The organism is Alicycliphilus sp. T452 (assembly GCF_054512775.1).
This window is the reverse complement of sequence record NZ_JBTNEH010000006.1, coordinates 50,941-69,588: the sequence shown is the minus strand read 5'-3', so window position 1 is coordinate 69,588 and position 18,648 is coordinate 50,941. Positions and strand designations below refer to the sequence as shown.

18 protein-coding genes are annotated in these 18,648 nt (G+C 70.2%); 14 read left to right on the top strand and 4 right to left on the bottom strand.

Going from position 1 to position 18,648, the window contains the following annotated elements:
- Nucleotides 1–15: 15 nt before the first annotated feature.
- Together ACX12L_RS07255 and ACX12L_RS07250 are read right to left on the bottom strand one after the other, a co-directional pair.
- Nucleotides 16–921 (bottom strand): S1C family serine protease, encoded by a 906-nt coding sequence (locus ACX12L_RS07255; RefSeq protein ID WP_459261998.1) that lies wholly within the window; start codon nucleotides 919–921, stop codon nucleotides 16–18.
- Nucleotides 922–1,037: 116 nt separating this feature from the next.
- Nucleotides 1,038–1,412: a carboxymuconolactone decarboxylase family protein gene (locus tag ACX12L_RS07250; RefSeq protein WP_459261997.1), complete on the bottom strand. Its 375-nt coding sequence runs from the start codon at nucleotides 1,410–1,412 to the stop codon at nucleotides 1,038–1,040.
- 162 nt (nucleotides 1,413–1,574) lie between these two features.
- Here ACX12L_RS07250 and ACX12L_RS07245 point away from each other — a divergent pair, with 162 nt between their 5' ends.
- The 11 genes from ACX12L_RS07245 to ACX12L_RS07195 all read left to right on the top strand — a co-directional run bounded on the left by ACX12L_RS07245 (nucleotide 1,575) and on the right by ACX12L_RS07195 (nucleotide 13,113).
- Nucleotides 1,575–1,856 carry an ArsR/SmtB family transcription factor gene (locus tag ACX12L_RS07245; RefSeq protein WP_459262129.1) on the top strand — a complete coding sequence of 94 codons (282 nt, stop codon included), beginning with the start codon at nucleotides 1,575–1,577 and terminating at the stop codon, nucleotides 1,854–1,856.
- A gap of 30 nt (nucleotides 1,857–1,886) precedes the next feature.
- Nucleotides 1,887–2,084, top strand: a complete 198-nt coding sequence (locus ACX12L_RS07240; protein ID WP_013518035.1) for a YgaP family membrane protein — start codon at nucleotides 1,887–1,889, stop codon at nucleotides 2,082–2,084.
- 22 nt (nucleotides 2,085–2,106) lie between these two features.
- Entirely contained in the window at nucleotides 2,107–2,940 is an 834-nt protein-coding gene (locus ACX12L_RS07235; RefSeq protein WP_459261996.1) for a TatD family hydrolase, read from the top strand.
- Between the two features lie 75 nt (nucleotides 2,941–3,015).
- Nucleotides 3,016–3,534, top strand: coding sequence for a DNA-deoxyinosine glycosylase (locus ACX12L_RS07230; protein WP_459261995.1), 519 nt, complete (start codon nucleotides 3,016–3,018; stop codon nucleotides 3,532–3,534).
- Nucleotides 3,531–4,292, top strand: coding sequence for a class I SAM-dependent methyltransferase (locus ACX12L_RS07225; RefSeq protein WP_459261994.1), 762 nt, complete (start codon nucleotides 3,531–3,533; stop codon nucleotides 4,290–4,292). Before ACX12L_RS07230 ends, ACX12L_RS07225 begins: the two co-directional genes overlap by 4 nt.
- A gap of 154 nt (nucleotides 4,293–4,446) precedes the next feature.
- Nucleotides 4,447–6,210: a GspE/PulE family protein gene (locus tag ACX12L_RS07220; RefSeq protein ID WP_459261993.1), complete on the top strand. Its 1,764-nt coding sequence runs from the start codon at nucleotides 4,447–4,449 to the stop codon at nucleotides 6,208–6,210.
- Between the two features lie 132 nt (nucleotides 6,211–6,342).
- Complete coding sequence (locus ACX12L_RS07215) at nucleotides 6,343–6,831, top strand: tripartite tricarboxylate transporter TctB family protein (protein ID WP_459261992.1); 489 nt, start codon at nucleotides 6,343–6,345, stop codon at nucleotides 6,829–6,831.
- 16 nt (nucleotides 6,832–6,847) lie between these two features.
- Nucleotides 6,848–8,359: a tripartite tricarboxylate transporter permease gene (locus tag ACX12L_RS07210; RefSeq protein ID WP_459261991.1), complete on the top strand. Its 1,512-nt coding sequence runs from the start codon at nucleotides 6,848–6,850 to the stop codon at nucleotides 8,357–8,359.
- A 205-nt stretch (nucleotides 8,360–8,564) separates the two neighbouring features.
- Nucleotides 8,565–9,395, top strand: coding sequence for an SDR family oxidoreductase (locus tag ACX12L_RS07205; protein ID WP_459261990.1), 831 nt, complete (start codon nucleotides 8,565–8,567; stop codon nucleotides 9,393–9,395).
- Nucleotides 9,395–10,456, top strand: coding sequence for a TRAP transporter substrate-binding protein (locus ACX12L_RS07200; RefSeq protein WP_459261989.1), 1,062 nt, complete (start codon nucleotides 9,395–9,397; stop codon nucleotides 10,454–10,456). The genes ACX12L_RS07205 and ACX12L_RS07200 overlap by 1 nt, the downstream gene beginning before the upstream one ends.
- Nucleotides 10,453–13,113 carry a bifunctional diguanylate cyclase/phosphodiesterase gene (locus ACX12L_RS07195; protein WP_459261988.1) on the top strand — a complete coding sequence of 887 codons (2,661 nt, stop codon included), beginning with the start codon at nucleotides 10,453–10,455 and terminating at the stop codon, nucleotides 13,111–13,113. Before ACX12L_RS07200 ends, ACX12L_RS07195 begins: the two co-directional genes overlap by 4 nt.
- A 3-nt stretch (nucleotides 13,114–13,116) precedes the next feature.
- Here the strand turns inward: ACX12L_RS07195 and ACX12L_RS07190 are convergent, their stop codons facing one another.
- Nucleotides 13,117–14,019: a DMT family transporter gene (locus ACX12L_RS07190; protein ID WP_459261987.1), complete on the bottom strand. Its 903-nt coding sequence runs from the start codon at nucleotides 14,017–14,019 to the stop codon at nucleotides 13,117–13,119.
- A 106-nt stretch (nucleotides 14,020–14,125) separates the two neighbouring features.
- Here ACX12L_RS07190 and ACX12L_RS07185 point away from each other — a divergent pair, with 106 nt between their 5' ends.
- From ACX12L_RS07185 to ACX12L_RS07175, 3 genes are all read left to right on the top strand, one after another.
- The gene (locus tag ACX12L_RS07185) at nucleotides 14,126–15,112 is read left to right on the top strand and encodes a quinone oxidoreductase family protein (protein ID WP_459261986.1); all 987 of its coding nucleotides are present in this window, start codon (nucleotides 14,126–14,128) and stop codon (nucleotides 15,110–15,112) included.
- Nucleotides 15,109–15,921: an NUDIX hydrolase gene (locus ACX12L_RS07180; protein ID WP_459261985.1), complete on the top strand. Its 813-nt coding sequence runs from the start codon at nucleotides 15,109–15,111 to the stop codon at nucleotides 15,919–15,921. Before ACX12L_RS07185 ends, ACX12L_RS07180 begins: the two co-directional genes overlap by 4 nt.
- Nucleotides 15,922–15,992: 71 nt before the next feature.
- On the top strand, nucleotides 15,993–16,958 hold the full coding sequence (locus ACX12L_RS07175; protein WP_459261984.1) for a bile acid:sodium symporter family protein: 966 nt from the start codon (nucleotides 15,993–15,995) through the stop codon (nucleotides 16,956–16,958).
- A 10-nt stretch (nucleotides 16,959–16,968) separates the two neighbouring features.
- Here ACX12L_RS07175 and ACX12L_RS07170 read toward each other — a convergent pair whose 3' ends face one another.
- Nucleotides 16,969–18,639: a Na/Pi cotransporter family protein gene (locus ACX12L_RS07170; RefSeq protein ID WP_459261983.1), complete on the bottom strand. Its 1,671-nt coding sequence runs from the start codon at nucleotides 18,637–18,639 to the stop codon at nucleotides 16,969–16,971.
- Nucleotides 18,640–18,648: the final 9 nt, after the last annotated feature.

The window sequence follows — 18,648 nt, the reverse complement described above, 5'->3', positions numbered from 1 at the left end:
TCTCCTGCTGGGCGGTCAGAACGGCGGCATGCCGGCGGCCTGGGCCGCGTTCTCTATGGGCACGGCGAAGCCTATGCCGATGAAGGTGCGCGCGGGCGTGGGGTTGAGGATGGCGGTGACGATGCCCACCACCTCGCCTTCCAGCGTGACCAGCGGCCCGCCGGAGTTGCCCGGGTTGGCCGCGGCGTCGAACTGGATCAGGTTGCGCAGCTCCTGCCCGCCCTCGGGCGACTCGAACTCGCGCTGCAGGCCCGAGACCACGCCTGCTGACGCCGAGGGCCCGATGCCGAACGGAAAGCCGACGACCACCACGCCATCGCCCGCGCGCAGGTGCTGCGTGGAGCGCAGCGGCGCCGACTGCAGGTCGTCCGGCACCTTGTGCGCCTGCAGCACGGCCAGGTCGTTCTCGGGCTGGGCGCCGGTGATGCTGGCATTGGCCTCGGTGCCGTCGGCAAAGGTCACGCTCACGCGGTCGGCGCCGCGCACCACGTGCAGGTTGGTGAGGATGACGCCCGTGTCCACGATCACCACGCCCGTGCCCACGCTGCGCTCCACCTCCTTGCCCCGCTTGGTGGCCGTGAAGCCCATCACGCGCACCACCGACGGCGCCACGGCCTCCGCCGCGCGCGCGGCGGCCGAGGGCAGGGTGTGGTTTTCCAGCGTGTACAGCACGGCCGCGTCGATGGCCTTCTGCGTGATGCGCGGCGCGGGTGCCGGCTGCAGCCACCACATCCCGCCGGCCAGCAGCGCGGCCAGCAGCGCCATGGCCGCCCATTGCGCCTGCTGCACCGACGGCAGGCGCACGCGCCGCCGCGGGGCGTCAGGGGCGGGGGGAGAGGGCGGGCTTTCGGGCGCGGCGGGATCCGCGGGCGGGCGTGCCCGGTCGCTGCGGGAAGGGCTGTAGCGGACGGGCCGGGGCATGCGAGCACCTCCGTGGAACAAGGGGCGGCAAGGCGCCCACAGTAGCACGGAACACGCCGGCGCGCATGGGCCCGCCCGCCGGGCCGCGCGCCCCCGCCATGGGCGCGCGTGGCGGCTCAGGCGCTGGCGGCTGCGGGCATCTGCTCGGGGGCGCATTGGTCGAACGCGGCCACCGCATTGGCGGCATACATGAGCGCCGGCCCGCCGCCCATGTAGACGGCAATGGCCAGCGTCTCGTGCACCTCGGCGCGCGTGGCGCCCAGGCGCGCCAGGGCCTGGGTGTGAAAGCCGATGCAGCCGTCGCAGCGCGCGGCCACGCCGATGCCCAGGGCGATCAGCTCCTTGGTCTTGGCGTCGATCGCGCCGGGCGCCAGGGCCGCCTTGCTCATGGCGTTGAAGCCCTGCATCACCTCGGGCTGGCTGGCGCGCAACTGGCCCACGTTGCCGGAGATTTCACGGGTGAAGGCCTTGTAGTCGGTTGGTGAAGACATGCTGAACTCCTGCAATGGAAAAACGGAAGGGGTGGACGAAGTGGCGACCGTGCCGGCACGCCATCGTTGACAGATTCTTTAGTTTTTACTAAATTAGTAGATGTTAATTTAAAGCGCCGCCAAAAGGAATACATCGTGGCCACTGCAGCCGACCGGGAGTTCATGCAGCAATGCACGGCCCAGGCCGCGGCGCTGCTGCGCACCGTGGGCAATGAGCAGCGGCTGCTGGTGCTGTGCCTGCTTATCGACCGGGGAGAGGCCTCGGTCGGCCAGCTGCTCGAACAGATGGACCTGAGTCAGTCGGCCCTGTCGCAGCATCTGGCGCGCATGCGCGAGGAGGGGCTGGTGGCCTTCCGGCGCGATGCGCAGACCCTGTACTACCGCATCGCCGACCCGGCGGCGGAGAAGCTCGTGGCCGCGCTCAAGGCCATCTATTGCCCCTGAGCCCGTTTTTTTTCAACCAGGAGAAGTGTCATGAAACGCAATGTCGGAGGTCTGGATCGTGGGTTGCGCATCGTCGTGGGGCTGGTGCTGATCGCGCTGGCGGCCACGGGTACGGTGGGCTGGTGGGGCTGGATCGGCGTGGTGCCGCTGCTCACGGGGCTGGTGGGGGGCTGCCCCGCGTACTCGCTGCTGGGCGTGAACACCTGCCCGATGCGCAAGAGCGAATAGCCCCGGTGGCATGATCCGGCGCATGGACGCCTGGATCGACACCCATTGCCACCTCGATGAGTTCGCGGTCCATGGCGGCGCGGCCCATGCCGATGCCGAGCGCGCCAGGGCCGCGCGCGCCGGCGTGGCGCACTGCGTGCTGCCGGCCGTGGAACTGGCCAACCTGCAGGCCGTGCGCGCCATGGCGCACCGCCATGGCGACAGCTATGCGCTGGGCATCCATCCGCTCTACACGCCCCAGGCCCGCGACGACGACCTGCAGGCGCTGGCGCGCATGCTGGAGCAATGCCTGCCCGACCCGCGCCTGGTGGCCGTCGGCGAGATCGGGCTGGACTTCTTCGTTCCCGGCCTGGATGCGGCGCGGCAGGAACGCTTCTACCGCGCGCAGCTGCAGCTGGCGCGCCGCTTCGGCCTGCCGGTGATCCTGCACGTGCGCCGCTCGGCTGACCGGCTGCTGAAAGGCCTGCGCGAGCTGCCCGTGCGCGGCGGCATCGCCCATGCCTTCAACGGCAGCCTGCAGCAGGCGCGGGCCTTCATCGCCATGGGTTTCAAGCTCGGCTTCGGCGGCGCCGTCACCTATGAGCGCGCGCTGCAGCTGCGGCGCCTGGCGGCCGAGCTGCCGCTCGATGCGCTGGTGCTGGAGACCGACGCGCCCGACATCCCCCCGCACTGGCTCTACGTGACGGCCGCCGAGCGCGCCGCGGGCGCGGCCCCCGCGCGCAACAGCCCGGCCGAGCTGCCGCGCATCGCCGCCGTGGTGGCGGGCCTGCGCGGCATCGAAATGGGCGAGCTGGCCCGCGCGAGCCGCGACAATGCCTGCGCCGCGCTTCCGAAGCTGCGGGCCCTGCTGGCCTGAGGGTTTTCAGTGTTTTTGGCCTCTAGCGCCCGTCCATAAAGCGCTAATAGCTATTTTATTGATAGTATCCACTCCATGAATACACCTGCCGCTTCGCGCCTCGTGGGCCTGCCGCCCGTGGTGGGCGAGGGCACGCGCGTGCTGCTGCTGGGCAGCTTTCCCGGCGCGGCCTCGCTGCGCGCGCAGCAGTACTACGGCCATCCGCAGAACCACTTCTGGCGCATCCTGGCGGCGCTGTGGCCCGGGCACCCGCTGCCCGGCGACTACGCCGCGCGCTGCGGCTGGCTGCTCGCGCGCGGCCTGGGGCTGTGGGACGTGTACGCCGCCTGCGAGCGCGAGGGCAGCCTGGACACCAGCATCCGCAACGCGCAGGTCAACGATTTCCGCGCCTTGCTCGCGCGCCTGCCGGCGCTTGCCGCCATCGCACACAATGGCGGCGAGAGCTTCCGCCACGCAAGGGCCGTGCGCGCCAGCCTGGGGGTGGACATCCCCTCGCTGCGCCTGCCCTCGACCAGCCCGGCCAATGCGTCGTGGAGCTTCGAGAAGAAACTGAACACCTGGCGCGACGCCTTCGCGCCCTTTGGATTGCTGTGAGCCGCAAGAAAACCCTTTCCCCCGAATTGCCCGAGGTCAGCGTCAGCGACGATGGCGAGGTGCGCCACCTGCACCTGGGCACGCCCTGGATCCAGGGCTCCATGCGCATCGCCGATCCGTTCTGGATCGAGCTCGAATACGTGCAGCGCATGATGGCCTGGCTGCTGTTCATGGAGCCTTCGAGCGTCGCCCGGCGCCACGCCATGCAGCTCGGCCTGGGCGCGGGCGCGATCACCAAGTTCTGCCGCAAGAAGCTGCGCATGTGCTGCACCGTGGTCGAACTGAACCCGCGCGTGGAGGCCGTCTGCCGCGCCTGGTTCAAGCTGCCGCCCGACGGCCCCATGCAGCGCGTGGTGCTGGCCGATGCGGCCCAGGAGATCAAGAAGCCAGAATGGCACGGCACCGTGGATGCGCTTGCCGTGGACCTGTACGACCACGAGGCCGCCGCGCCCGTGCTCGACAGCGCCGAGTTCTATGCCGACTGCCGCACGCTGCTGACCGGGGATGGCTGCCTCACCGTCAACCTGTTCGGGCGCGCGTCGAGCTACGAGCGCAGCGTGGCCAAGCTGGCCGAGGCCTTCGGCGCCGACGCGCTCTGGGCCTTCAAGCCCACGCGCGAGGGCAACATCGTGGTGCTGGCGCAGCGCACGCCCACGCATCCGAAGCGCGCCGAGCTGCTGGCGCGTGCCGAAGGCCTGCAGGCGCGCTGGGACCTGCCCACCACGAAGTGGCTGCGCGTCTTCAAACCCGTGAAATGAGACGCCCCCCTGAGCCGCTGTGCGGCTTCCCCCTTCTCTCGCGCTGCGCGCGGGAAGGAGGACGACGCCAGCGCGGCGGGGCGGCCCTTGCGCGGCGTCTGCTGGCATGGCTTGCTCCGCAGCCTTCCGACGCGATGCGTCATGGACTACAAGCATGAGCGATCAACACCAATCCGGCCCGCTGGAGTGGCGCCGCATCGTCGAATGGCTGCGCGCCGATGGCGTCATCAGCGCCGAGCAGGCGCAGCGCACCATCGCGCGCTGCTCGCAGGCCGAGAGCAGCCAGCACCCGCTGGTGCGCCTGGGCAACGTGAGCATGGTGCGCGCCAGCGACGGCAAGCCGCTGGACGTGGACATGCTCACCGAATACGTGGCGCAGCGCTGCGGACTGGCGTTTTTGCGCATCGACCCGCTGAAGGTGGACGTGGGCCGCGTGGCCGATACCATGAGCGCCAGCTACGCCGAGCGCCACAAGGTGCTGCCGGTGCAGGTGACGGCCAAGGAGGTGGTCGTGGCCACGGCCGAGCCCTTCGTCCAGGACTGGGTGGCCGAGGTGGAGCGCCAGGCGCGCCGCAGCGTGCGCCGGGTGCTGGCCAACCCCCTGGACATCACGCGCTATACGGCCGAGTTCTATGCGCTGGCCAAGTCGGTGCGCGAGGCGCAGAAGGCCGGCGGCAGCGCGGGCGGCAGCAGCTTCGAGCAACTCGTCGAGCTGGGCCGGACCAACAAGCAGCTCGACGCCAACGACCAGGGCGTGATCCGCGTGGTGGACTGGCTGTGGCAGTACGCCTTCGACCAGCGCGCGAGCGACATCCACCTGGAGCCGCGGCGCGAGCAGGGCGTGATCCGCTTTCGCATCGACGGCGTGCTGCACACCGTCTACCAGATGCCCATGGGCGTGCTCAGCGCCATGGTGGCGCGCGTCAAGCTGCTCGGGCGCATGGACGTGGTCGAACGCCGCCGCCCGCAGGACGGCCGCATCAAGACGCGCAACCCGCGCGGCGACGAGGTGGAGATGCGCCTGTCCACGCTGCCCACGGCCTTCGGCGAGAAGATGGTGATGCGCATCTTCGACCCCGACAACGCCGTCAAGGACCTGGACGCGCTGGGCTTCACGCAGCACGACGCCGAGCGCTGGGAGGCGCTCGTCAAGCGCCCGCACGGCATCATCCTCGTGACCGGGCCCACGGGCTCGGGCAAGACCACCACGCTGTACTCCACCTTGAAGCGCGTGGCCACCGAGGAGGTGAACGTGAGCACGGTGGAGGACCCGATCGAGATGATCGAGCCCAGCTTCAACCAGACGCAGGTGCAGCCGCAGCTCGACTTCAACTTCGCCGAGGGGCTGCGCGCCCTCATGCGCCAGGACCCGGACGTGATCATGGTGGGCGAGATCCGCGACCTGGCCACCGCCGACATGGCGGTGCAGGCCGCGCTCACGGGCCACCTGGTGTTCTCCACGCTGCACACCAACGACGCGCCGAGCGCGGTCACGCGCCTCATGGAGCTGGGTGTGCCGCCCTACCTCATCAACGCCACGCTGCTGGGCGTGCTGGCGCAGCGCCTGGTGCGCACGCTGTGCCGGCACTGCCGCCAGCTCGACGAGGCGGCCGACCCCGGGGCGCTGGCCGACATGATCCGCCCCTGGCGGCTCAATGGCGGCTACCGCGCCTACAAGCCCGTGGGCTGCGTGGACTGCCGCATGACGGGCTTTCGCGGCCGCATGGGCCTGTACGAGCTGCTCACGGTGAGCGAGGCGCTCAAGCAGCAGATCCACCAGACGCCGTCCATCGACGCGCTGCGCCGCCAGGCGGTGCAGGACGGCATGCGCCCGCTGCGCCTGGCCGGCGCCCTGCGCGCGGCCGAGGGCATGACCACGCTGGAAGAGGTCATCGCCGCCACTCCCCCGCTGGAGTAGGCGGCCAGTCCGGGAGCCGGACGGGCAGGGGGTATTGGGGAAAACTTGTATCCGTCCGTAGGTGGAACCCACATCGCGAAAGGACGAGCACCACCCGACAATCGCCCGTCGCATTCCTTTTGGGAGACATTTGTGAAAATCAAGAGTCAGAAAGATTTCTTTGCCGGCCTGATGTTCCTCGTCGTGGGTGTTGCCTTCGCCTGGGGCGCCACCACCTACACCGTGGGAACGGGCGCCCGCATGGGCCCGGGCTATTTCCCGCTGCTGCTGGGCGTCCTGCAGGCCATCATCGGGGCAGCCATCATGTTCAAGGCCGTCGTCGTGGAGACGGTGGACGGCGACAAGGTCGGCTCGTGGGCCTGGAAGCAGATCGTGTTCATCATCGGCGCCAACCTGCTGTTCGGCGTCCTGCTCGCGGGCCTGCCCAGCTTCGGCGTGCCGGCCATGGGCCTGATCGTCGCCATCTACGGCCTGACCTTCGTGGCCAGCCTGGCGGGGCACGAGTTCCATTTCAAGGAAGTATTCGTCCTGGCGACCATCCTGGCCGCCGGCAGCTACGTGGCTTTCGTGTGGGCGCTGAATCTGCAGTTCCCCGTCTGGCCTAGCTTCATCGTGGGTTGAGAGGAAGACATAGATCATGGAATTGCTTGACCATCTCTCGATGGGTTTCGGCGTCGCGTTCACGTTCCAGAACCTCATCTACTGTTTCATCGGCTGTCTGCTGGGCACGCTGATCGGCGTGCTGCCCGGCGTGGGCCCCGTGGCCACCATCGCCATGCTGCTGCCCGCCACCTACGCGCTGCCGCCCGTGGCCGCGCTCATCATGCTGGCCGGCATCTACTACGGCGCGCAGTACGGCGGCTCCACCACCGCCATCCTGGTGAACCTGCCGGGCGAATCGTCCTCGGTCGTCACCGTGATCGACGGCTACCAGATGGCGCGCAAGGGCCGCGCGGGCCCGGCGCTGGCGGCTGCCGGCATCGGCTCGTTTTTCGCCGGCTGCGTGGGCACGCTGATCCTGGCGGCCTTCGCGCCGCCGCTGACCGAGGTGGCCTTCAAGTTCGGCCCGGCCGAATACTTCTCGCTGATGGTGCTGGGCCTGATCGGCGCCGTGGTGCTGGCCTCGGGCTCGCTGCTCAAGGCCGTGGCCATGATCCTGCTGGGCCTGCTGATGGGCCTGGTGGGCACGGACGTGAACTCCGGCGTCGCCCGCTACAGCTTCGACATTCCGGAACTGACCGACGGCATCAACTTCGTGGTGATCGCCATGGGCGTGTTCGGCTACGGTGAAATCATCGCCAACCTGTCCAAGTCCGACGAGGACCGCGAGGTCTTCACGGCCAAGGTGCAGGGCCTGTTCCCCACGGCGCAGGACTTCAAGCGCATGTTCCCCGCCATGCTGCGCGGCACGGCCCTGGGCTCTGCCCTGGGCATCCTGCCCGGCGGCGGCGCGCTGCTGTCGGCCTTCGCGGCCTACACGGTCGAGAAGAAGACCAAGCTGCATCCCGGCGAAGTGCCGTTCGGCCAGGGCAACATCCGCGGCGTGGCGGCGCCCGAGTCGGCCAACAACGCGGGCTCGCAGACCTCCTTCATCCCGCTGCTGACGCTGGGCATCCCGCCCAACGCCGTGATGGCGCTGATGGTGGGCGCGATGACCATCCACAACATCCAGCCCGGCCCGCAGGTGATGACCAGCAACCCCGAGCTGTTCTGGGGCCTCGTGGCCTCCATGTGGATCGGCAACGCCATGCTGGTGATCCTGAACCTGCCGCTGATCGGCATCTGGATCAAGCTGCTCACCGTGCCCTACCGCTGGCTGTTCCCGTCCATCGTGCTGTTCTGCGCGATCGGCGTGTACTCCACCAACAACAACACCTTCGACGTGTGGCTGGTGGGTGCCTTCGGCTTCGTGGGCTACCTGTTCTACAAGCTGGGCGTGGAACCTGCGCCGCTGCTGCTGGGCTTCATCCTGGGCCCGATGATGGAAGAGAACCTGCGCCGCGCGCTGCTGCTGTCGCGTGGCGACTGGAGCGTGTTCGTCACGCGCCCCCTCTCCGCCGGACTGCTGGCCGCCGCGGCCCTGCTGCTGATCATCGTGCTGCTGCCCGCGGTGAGCAAGAAACGCGAAGAGGCCTTCGTCGAGGACTGACCCGCGCTCGGCCGGCGCGCTTCGTGCGCGCTGCAGGCATACTGTTCAAGGCGCCCCGCATGGGGCGCTTTTTAGTTGGTGCAGGATCGTGCGCGCTTCACTATCATCGTTTCAAACTGTTTAAGCCCCGGTCTCCCATGAGGCGCGCCTTCGGCGCTGCGCATGGGAAATGGGGGGAATGCCGCCAAGGCGGATGGAGCATGCAATGGATCTGGGCATCGCCGGTAAATGGGCATTGGTCTGCGGGGCCAGCAAGGGGCTGGGGCGCGGCTGCGCCGAGGCCTTGGTGCGCGAGGGCGTGAACCTCGTGGTCAACGCCCGCAATGCCGATGAGCTGCAGCGCACTGCTGCACATTTAATAGCTGAAGGCGCAGATGCAGCGGGCGCCAGAGGCCAAAATACCTCAAAACCGCAGGTGCTGGCCGTGGCGGCCGACATCACCACGCCCGAGGGCAGGGCGGCCGCGTTCGGCGTGGCGGGCGGGCCCGGCAGGAACTTCGACATCGTCGTGACCAACGCGGGCGGCCCGCCGCCCGGCGACTTCCGCGGCTGGGACCGCGAGGCCTGGATCAGCGCCGTGGACGCCAACATGCTGACCCCCATCGAGCTCATCCGTGCCACGGTGGACGGCATGGCAGGGCGCGGCTTCGGGCGCATCGTCAACATCACCTCCAGCGCGGTGAAGGCGCCCATCGACATCCTGGGCCTGTCCAACGGCGCGCGCAGCGGCCTGACGGGCTTCGTGGCGGGCGTGGCGCGCAGCGCCATTGCGGCGCGCGGCGTCACCTTGAACAACCTGCTGCCGGGCAAGTTCGACACCGACCGGCTGGCCGGCACCATCAGCGCCGCTGCAGCCAAGGCCGGCAGGAGCGTGGATGACGTGCGGCGCGCGCAGCAGGAGGCCATTCCGGCGGGGCGCTACGGCACGCCGCAGGAGTTCGGCGCCATCTGCGCCTTCCTGTGCAGCGTGCATGCGGGCTATATCACGGGGCAGAACATACTGGCCGATGGCGGCGCCTATCCAGGCAGTTTCTGATGCTCAGGCTGCTGCTGGGCGCTGCGTTGCTGAGCGCCGCCGTGCAGGCGCCGGCCGAGGGGCCGCCGCCGCAGGCCGGGGGAGCGCTGCAACTGCGCGTGGTCGGGGGCCTGGCCGGCATCACGCAGTATGCGCAGCTGGAGGCCCCGTTCTGGACGCGTGACCTGGCGCGCCTGAGCCAGGGGCGCTTCGGTGCAGACATCGTGCCCTTCGACCGCGCCGGCGTGCCCGGCATGGAGATGCTGCGCCTGCTGGAGCTGGGCGTGGTGCCCTTCGGCACGGTGTTCATGAGTTCGCTGTCGGACAGGTATCCGCAGTACATGGCCGCGGACCTGCCCGGGCTCAACCCCGACTTCGCGGCGCTGCGCCGCTCGCTGGCCGCCTTCCGCCCCTACCTGGAGCAGGCGCTGCGCGACGAGCATGGCATCGAGCTGCTGGCCGTGTACGTCTATCCGGCGCAGGTGGTGTTCTGCAAGCGGCCGCTCGATGGACTGGCCGACCTGCGCGGCCGCAGGGTGCGCGTGTCCTCGGCGGCGCAGGGCGATTTCGTCGGCGCCCTGGAGGCGCGCCCCCGGCGCGTGCCGTTCTCCCAGCTGGCACAGAGCATGGAGGCGGGGGCGAGCGAATGCGCCATCACGGGCGCGATGCCGGGCAATACCCTGGGGCTGCACATGCACGCCACGCACCTGTACCCCATGCCCATCAGCTGGGGCATGGCCATCTTCGGCGCCAACCGGGCGGCCTGGAAGGCCTTGCCCGAGGAGTTGCGCACGCTGCTGCGCTCCGAACTGCCCAGGCTGGAGACCGCCATCTGGCTCAGCGCCGAGCAAGAGACCCAGCAGGGCGTGGAATGCAACGTGGGCAATCCCAGCTGCACCACCGGGCGGCGTGGCCGGATGGTGCTGGCGCCCGTGCGGCCGCAGGACGAGGCGCGCCGCGAGGACATCTTCCGCACCGTGGTGCTGCCGCGCTGGCTGCAGCGCTGCGGTGCCCGCTGCGTCGACCTCTGGCGCCGCACCATGGGCCCGGCGCGCGGCCCTGCCATGCCGGCCAAGCCATGACCGAGGCCCTGCACAAGCGCCTGTACCTGACGATCTGGGGCCTGGTCGGCGCGCTCCTGCTGGGTCTGGCCGCGGCCGTGGCCGGCCTGCTGTGGCAGGTCCGCGCCGATGAGCTGGCTGCCAGCGAAGCGCGCGTCGTCCGCTTCGTCGCCGGCGCCGAGGCGGGCATGAACCGCTCCCTGCTGTCGCTGGACATGCTGCTGGCCAGCACGGGGGAGCTGCTGCGCGTGGGCGAGCGCGCCAGCCTCGACGCGGGCGAGGCCAATGCGCTGCTGCGCGCCATGGTCCTGCAGAACCTGATGCTGCGCCACGTGGCGCTGTTCGATGCGCAGGGGGTGCCTCTGGCCTCCTCGGCGCAAGGGCAGGGGCCGCCGCCGGCCGAGCTGCCGCAGGGGCTGGTGGCCGCCGCCCTGGCCCCGGCCGTGGCCACGCTGACCGTGGGCCAGCCGAAGGTGACCGCGCTCAGCCCCGAGCGCCTGTTGCATGTGGCGCGGCCGCTGCGCCTGGCGGATGGCACGCCGCTGCTGGCGGTGGCCCAGGTGCCCATGGATGTCCTGGTGTCGGTCCTGCTCCAGGGGGCGAGCGTGCCCGAGATGGAAGTGACGCTGGAGCGCACGCAGGGCGAGCTGCTCATGGGCATGCAGGCTCCCCAGGAGGCGCTCGAGCGCCGGGACCTGGCGGCGCCGTCCCTGTGGGAGATGGGCGCGCAGGGCCGTCGCGCGGGGTTCTGGCAGGAGCGCTCGCGCCTGTCCGGCCAGCCGGCGCTGGTGGCCGCGCGGCCGCTGCTGTACCAGGACTTGTGGATCACGGCCAGCCTGCCGCAGTCCACGGCCCTGGCCGCATGGAAGCAGGAGGCGGTTGCCGTGGGCGGGGGCGCGCTGCTGTTCGGGGCCTGCCTGGTGGTGGCCGGGATTCTTGCCACCGTGTACCTCCAGCGCATGCATCGCGCGCGCCAGAGCGTGGCCGGCGCCAAGGCCACGCTGGACCAGGCGGTGGGGGCCATGGTCAGTGGCTTCGTGCTGCTCGATGCCGCACACCGCATCGTGCAGTGGAACCGGCCGTTCGAGGAAATGTTCCCCTGGCTCGCGGGCACGGTTGCCGTGGGCCTGCCCTACCGCCGGGTGCTGGAGACCACGGCGCACTACCACCTGCCCGGCGCCAGCGCGCAGGACAAGCGCGCCTGGGTGGAACAGCGCCTGCTGCAGCAGCGCGACCCGAAGGGCACGCATGAGCAGTGCCTTCCCAATGGGCACTTCATCCAGATCACCGAGCGGGCCACGCCCGAGGGCGGGCTGGTGATCCTTTTCCACGACGTGACCGACCTGCGCCTGGCCGCGGCCGAGATCGAGCAGCTGGCGTTCTACGACCAGCTGACCGGCCTGTCCAACCGCCGCCTGCTGCTCGACCGGCTGGGCCAGGCCTGCGCGGCCGCGGAGCGCTCGGGGGTGCGGGGCGCGGTGCTGTTCATCGACCTGGATTACTTCAAGACCTTGAACGACACCCTGGGCCATGAAATGGGCGACCTGCTGCTGCAGCAGGTCGCCAGGCGCCTGCAGGCGAGCGTGCGTGCCAGCGATACGGTGGCCAGGCTGGGAGGCGACGAATTCGTAGTCCTGCTGGCGGGCCTGCCCGCGGACGCCACCGAGGCGGCGCGGCAGGTGCGCGGCGTGGCCGACAAGATCGTGCAGCTGCTGGGCCAGCCCTACCAGATCGCCGGCCAGACCTACCACGGCAGCTGCAGCGTGGGCGCGACGCTGTTCGGGGAGCCGCCGCAGACCGCGGGCGAGGTGCTCAGGCAGGCCGACATCGCCATGTACCAGGCCAAGGCGCAGCGCGGCAATGCGCTGTGCTTTTTCGAGCAGGGCATGCAGACCGCGATCAGCGAGCGCGTGCAGCTCGAGGCCGACCTGCAGCAGGCCATTGGCGCCGGGCAGTTCCTGCTGCACCTGCAGCCGCAGTACGACCGTGCAGGCACCATGGTCGGGGCCGAATCGCTCTTGCGCTGGCGGCATCCGGTGCACGGCCTGGTGCCGCCCGAGCGCTTCATTTCCGTGGCGGAGAACAGCGAGCTCATCGTGCCCACCGGCCGCTGGGTGCTGCGCGGGGCCTGCGAGCTGCTCGCGCGCTGGCAGCATGAGCCGCATCTGCGCGACCTGTCGCTGAGCGTGAACGTGAGCGCGTGCCAGTTCCGCCAGGGCGACTTCGTGGAGCTCGTGGTCCAGATGCTGCAGGATACGGGCGCCCCGGCGCACCGGCTGGAGCTGGAACTCACCGAATCGCTGGTGCTGGAAGACGTGGAGGACTCCATCGCCAAGATGCACCGGCTGCGCGTCAAGGGGGTGCGCTTCGCGGTGGACGACTTCGGCACGGGCTATTCTTCGCTGTCCTACCTGACCCGGCTGCCGCTGCACCGCCTGAAGATCGACAAATCCTTCGTGCACCACCTGGGCGAGCGCCACAGCGACGACGTTGTGGTGCAGACCATCCTGGGCATGGCGCGCAACCTGGAGCTGGAGGTGGTGGCCGAGGGCGTGGAGACCGAGGCGCAGCGCGCCTTCCTGGCGCGCCACGGCTGCGACCTGTACCAGGGCTACCTGCTGGCGCGCCCCATGCCGGTCGCGCAGCTGGAGGCGATGCGGGCGCCGTCTGCCGCGTAGGCCCTATGCGCGCCGCGAGGACACCACGATGCCCCCCACGATGAGGACGAAGGCCGCCGCGTGGTACGGCTGCGGCCGCTCGCCCAGGAAGGCTGCCGACAGCACGGCCGCGAACAGTGGCGTGAGGTTGATGAAGAACCCCCCCATCACCGGCCCCGCGCGTTGCACGCCCGCGCCCCAGAAGCGGTAGGCCAGGACGGCGGGGCCGATGGCGATGAAGGCCAGGCCCGCGGCCAGCGGCCAGCCCCAGTGGGCCTGCGCCTGTCCCAGCGACCACTCCACGCCCGCGAATGCGCCCGACCAGCCCAGGCCGAAGACCAGCTGCGCCATCAGGAAGGCCGCCCAGTCGCCGCGCAGGTCCCGCGGCTCGCTGGTGCGCACCAGCAGCCAGCTGTAGAACGCCCAGGAGATGGTCGCCAGCACCATGTACAGGTCGCCCGGCACCAGGCGCAGCGCCAGCAGCTGCTGCCAGCTGCCGCGGCTGAGCACCAGCAGCACGCCCGCCACCGACAGCAGCACGCCCGCGACCTGCCGGCGCGTGGCCGGCACGCCGAAGAACAGCGCCCCCACGATGAGCATCCACACCGGCATGCCCGAGCCCACCAGCGTCACGTTCAGGGGCGTCGAGGTCTGCAGCGCCAGGTACTGCAGCGCGTTGTAGCTGCCTATGCCGAAGAGGCCCAGCAGCGCGTAGCGGCGCCAGTGCGGCCACAGGGTGCTGTCCGGGCGCAGCGCCCGCCACGCCAGCGGCAGCAGCAGCGCGAAGGCCAGCAGCCAGCGGATGAAGTTCAGCGTGCTGGGGGAGATCAGCGCATGCAGCGCGCGCCCCACCACGGCATTGCCCGCCCACAGCAGCGGCGCGGCCACGAGCATCGCGACGGTGCCCGGTTGAAGTCGTTGGGTCATAGGGCGTGCAACTGTAACCGGTGACGGTGCCCCGCGTGCAGCAGGGGCCGGCAAAACATGGCACGATCCCGGCTGCTTCGCAGACCCAGCCAGGAGACAACCCCCCATGACCCTCGCCGTACAGATCCGCCAGCATGGCGGCCCCGAAGAACTCCAGATCGTCGACGTGCAGGTGGGCGAGCCCGGCCCGGGCGAGGTGCGCATACGCCACCACGCCGTGGGCCTGAACTTCATCGACGTGTACCACCGCACGGGCCTGTACCCGCTCACCATGCCCGCCGGCATCGGCATGGAGGCCGCCGGCGTGATCGAGGCTGTGGGCGAGGGCGTCACGCACCTGAAGGCCGGCGACCGCGCGGCCTACGCCAGCCAGCCGCCCGGCAGCTATTGCGAGGTGCGCGTGATGCCCGCCAAGTGCGTGTGCAGGCTGCCCGATGCCATCGGCTTCGAGACCGGCGCGGCCATGATGCTCAAGGGCCTGACGGCGCAGTACCTGCTCAAGAAGGCACGTCCCGTGGAGGGGCTGGAGCCGGGCGACTACGTGCTGTTCCACGCGGCCGCGGGCGGCGTGGGTCTGATCGCATGCCAGTGGGCGCGTGCGCTGGGTCTGCGGCTCATCGGCACGGCGGGCTCGGACGCCAAGTGCCGGCTGGCGCTGGACAACGGCGCGGCCCATGCCATCAACTACGCCAGGGAAGACTTCGCCGCGCGCGTGAAGGAGATCACCGGAGGCAAGGGCGTGAAGGTGGTCTACGACTCGGTGGGCAAGGACACCTGGGACAAGTCGCTCGACTGCCTGCGCCCCTTCGGCCTGATGGCGAGCTTCGGCAATGCCTCCGGCCCCGTGCCGCCGTTCGCGCCCGGCATGCTGGGGGCCAAAGGCTCGCTCTACGTCACGCGCCAGACGCTGTTCTCGCACATCGCCACGCGCGAGGCCACGCAGGCCATGGCCGACGACCTGTTCGCCGTGGTGGAGAGCGGCCAGGTCAAGATCCACATCGCGCAGCGTTACGCCCTCACCGACGTGCAGCAGGCGCACCGCGACCTGGAAGCGCGCAAGACCACGGGCTCCACCATCCTCACCCTGCCGTGAGCGCAGCGCCCGCCTGGGTGGCCCCGGCGCGCGCCAGCGCGGCGTGCGGCCCGGCGCGGCCGCGCCTGCCGCTGCGGGTGGGGGATGTGCCGGTAGGCTCCGTGGATGCGGAGGTATTTGGCCAAATTGGCCTCCAGCGCTTGCTGGACAAGCGCTACCAGCTATCAATGGAGGAGTGCGAGGGCGCGCCTGCCTGGGTGCTGCGCGGCGGCGACGCCACGGCCGCCCTCGATGCGCTGGCGCAGGCGCTGCGCGGCGCGGGACGCTGCGGCCCCTGGCGCGGCGAGCAGCTGGCCGTGTGCGACGCCCGGGGCCGGCGCATCGCCACCGTGGAGCGCGGGGCGGTGCGCGTGCTGGGCATCGCCACCCGGGCCGTGCACCTCGTGGGCCGCACGCCGGGTGGCGCCGGCCTGTGGGTGCAGCAGCGCTCCCTCTCCAAGCCCAGCAACCCCGGCATGTGGGACACGCTGATGGGCGGCATGGTCAGCGCCGCGGACACGCGGGAACAGGCCATGGCGCGCGAGACCTGGGAGGAGGCCGGCCTGCGCGCGGCGCAGCTCGACCGGCTGGCGCATGGCGGCCACGTGGACTTCGCCCTGCCCAGCGGCGAGGGCGGCGGCGCCGGCTACATGGTCGAGCGCATCGACTGGTACCACGCCACCGTCTCCGACGGCGCCATGCCCAGGAACCAGGACGGCGAGGTGGAGCGCTTCGAGTGCCTGCCCCACGCCGAGGTGCATGCGCGCCTGGCCGAGGGCGCGTTCACGCCCGAGGCCGCGCTGGTATTGGCGGCGTTTTACGGCTGGTAGGCCTTGCCGCCGCCGGCGTGGGCCACAATCCTGGCCCTGCGCCCACCGTTTGCCGTTCCATCAATATCCCCATGGCCCGTTCCCGCCTGCTCCCCGACAACTTCACCCTCGCCCTCGTGGCCACCGTGGCGCTGGCCAGCGTGCTGCCGGCTTCCGGCGCCGTGGGGGCCTTCTTCGAGAAAGCCACGGTGGCCGTGGTGGCGCTGCTGTTCTTCATGCACGGCGCCAAGCTCTCGCGCGAGGCCGTGCTCGCGGGCCTGGGCCACTGGCGGCTGCACGTGCTCGTGGTGGCCAGCACCTTCGCGCTGTTCCCGCTGCTGGGCTGGGGGCTCAGGCCCGTGCTGCAGCCGCTGGTGACGCCCGAGCTGTACACGGGCGTGCTGTTCCTGTGCGTGCTGCCGGCCACGGTGCAGTCGGCGATCGCCTTCACGGCCGTGGCGCGCGGCAACATGGCGGCGGCCATCTGCAGCGCATCGGCCTCCACGCTGCTGGGCATCGTGATCACGCCGCTGCTGGTGGGGCTGGTGCTGCCGCACACGGGCTCGGCGCAGCAGGACGTCCTGGGCAGCATCGGGCGCATCATGCTGCAGCTGCTGCTGCCGTTCGTGGCGGGCCACCTGCTGCGCCCCTGGATCGGCGGCTTCATCGCGCGCCACGCGGCCGCCCTCAAGTTCGTGGACCAGGGCTCGGTGCTGCTGGTGGTCTACACGGCGTTCAGCGCGGCCGTGGTGGCGGGGCTTTGGGGCCAGCTGCCGCTGCCGGCGCTGGCGGGCCTGCTGGTGGTGTGCGCGGTGATCCTGGGAGCGGCGCTCGCGGCCACCACCTGGCTGGCGCGGCGCCTGGGCTTTTCCAAGGAGGACGAGATCACCATCGTGTTCTGCGGCTCCAAGAAGAGCCTGGTGAGCGGCGTGCCCATGGCCAAGGTGCTGTTCGCCTCGCAGGCGGCCGGCGCCATCGTGCTGCCGCTGATGGTGTTCCACCAGATGCAGCTCATGGTGTGCGCGGTGCTGGCCCAGCGCTACGCGCGGCGCGGCTGACCGCGGCCCGTCACTGCCGCTCGCCCTGCGGCGCGGCGGCGGCCTCGCCCTGCGGGTGCAGGGGGCGGATGGACGCGTTGGCCTCCAGCACCGGGTAGGCCACGGAGCACAGTAGCGAATTGATGCGCTTGAGGTCGCTGATGATGTCGATGTGCAGCGAGCTCGTCTCTATGCTCTGGATGGTGTTGTCCGCCAGCCGGTTGAGGTGGGTGGCGGAGTAGGCCAGCTCCAGCTCGCGAAAGCGCGTCTTCTCCTCCAGGAGCTTCTGCGCGTCGCGCACGTTGCTGGTCAGGAACACGCTCATGGCCAGGCGCAGGTTGGCCACCAGGTGGTCGTGCATCTCGTTGATCTCCTGCAGGCCGGCGTGCGAGAACTGGCGCCCCTTCTTGATCTTCTTGTCCTCCACGTCCTGCAGCACGCGCTCGACCAGGTCGCCGACCTGCTCCATGTTGATGGTGAAGCTGATGATTTCCGTCCAGCGCCGCCCCTCGCCCTCGTCCAGCTCGGAGCGCGAGATCTTGGTCATGTAGTACTTGATGGACGAATACAGGCTGTCCACCTGGTCGTCCAGGCCGCGCAGTTCCGCGGCCAGCCGCTGGTCGTCGGTCTGCCACACGGTCTTCAGGCCGCCCAGCATGGTCTCCACCAGGTCGGCCAGGTGCAGGGCCTCGCGCGCGGCGCAGGAGATCGCCAGCGAAGGCGTGGCCAGGGCCGAGGCATCGAGGTGGTGCGGGCGCGACAGCGAGGCCGGCACCGCTTCGCGGGGCAGGACCTTCTCCACGACGTTGGCGACGAAGCCCGTGATGGGCATGCACAGCAGGGTGCCTATGACATTGAAGGCCAGGTGGAACAGCACCACCTGGCTGACCTTGTCGGGAACCAGGGCCTGGATATGGGCATGCCACAGGCCTATGACCGGAATCATGAAGAGCGAGGCCACTATCCTGAATAGCAGGTTGCCCAGCGGCACCTGGCGCGCCTGCACGCTGGACTTGAGCGTGGTGAGCACGGCCAGCACGCCGCTGCCCAGGTTGGCGCCCACCACCACGCCCAGCGCCACCTCGGTGGGAATGCCCCCCGAGCCCGCCAGCGTGGCCACCAGCAGCACGGCGGCCAGGCTGGAGTAGGAGACCACGGCCAGGATGGCGCCGGTCAGCACTTCCAGCGTGATGTCGCTGGTCAGCGCCATGAGCAGGGTGCGCACCACCTCGGACTGGGTCAGCACCAGGGTGGCCTCGGTGATCAGGCGCAGCGCCAGCAGCATCAGCCCCAGGCCGATGAGCACGCGCCCCATGCGGCCCGCCTTGCCGTCCTGGCGCGCCACGTACAGCACCACGCCCACGAAAATGCACAGCGGCGACAGCCAGGACAGGTCCAGCGAGAACACCACCGCCATCAGCGCCGTGCCCACGTTGGCGCCCTGCATCACGGTCAGCGCCGCCATCAGCGAGATCATGCCCTGGCCCACGAAGGCCGAAACGATCAGCGCCGTGGCCGTGCTGGACTGCACCACGGCCGTCACCCCTATGCCCGAGAGCACGGCCAGCAGATGCGTGCGCACGCCGCGCGCGATCAGCTGGCGCAGATTGGCGCCGAACACGCGCAGGATGCCGGTGCGCACCATCTGGATGCCCCATACCAGCAGGGCAATGGCGGCGAGCAGGTTGAGCAGGTGCTTCATGTGGGCGGC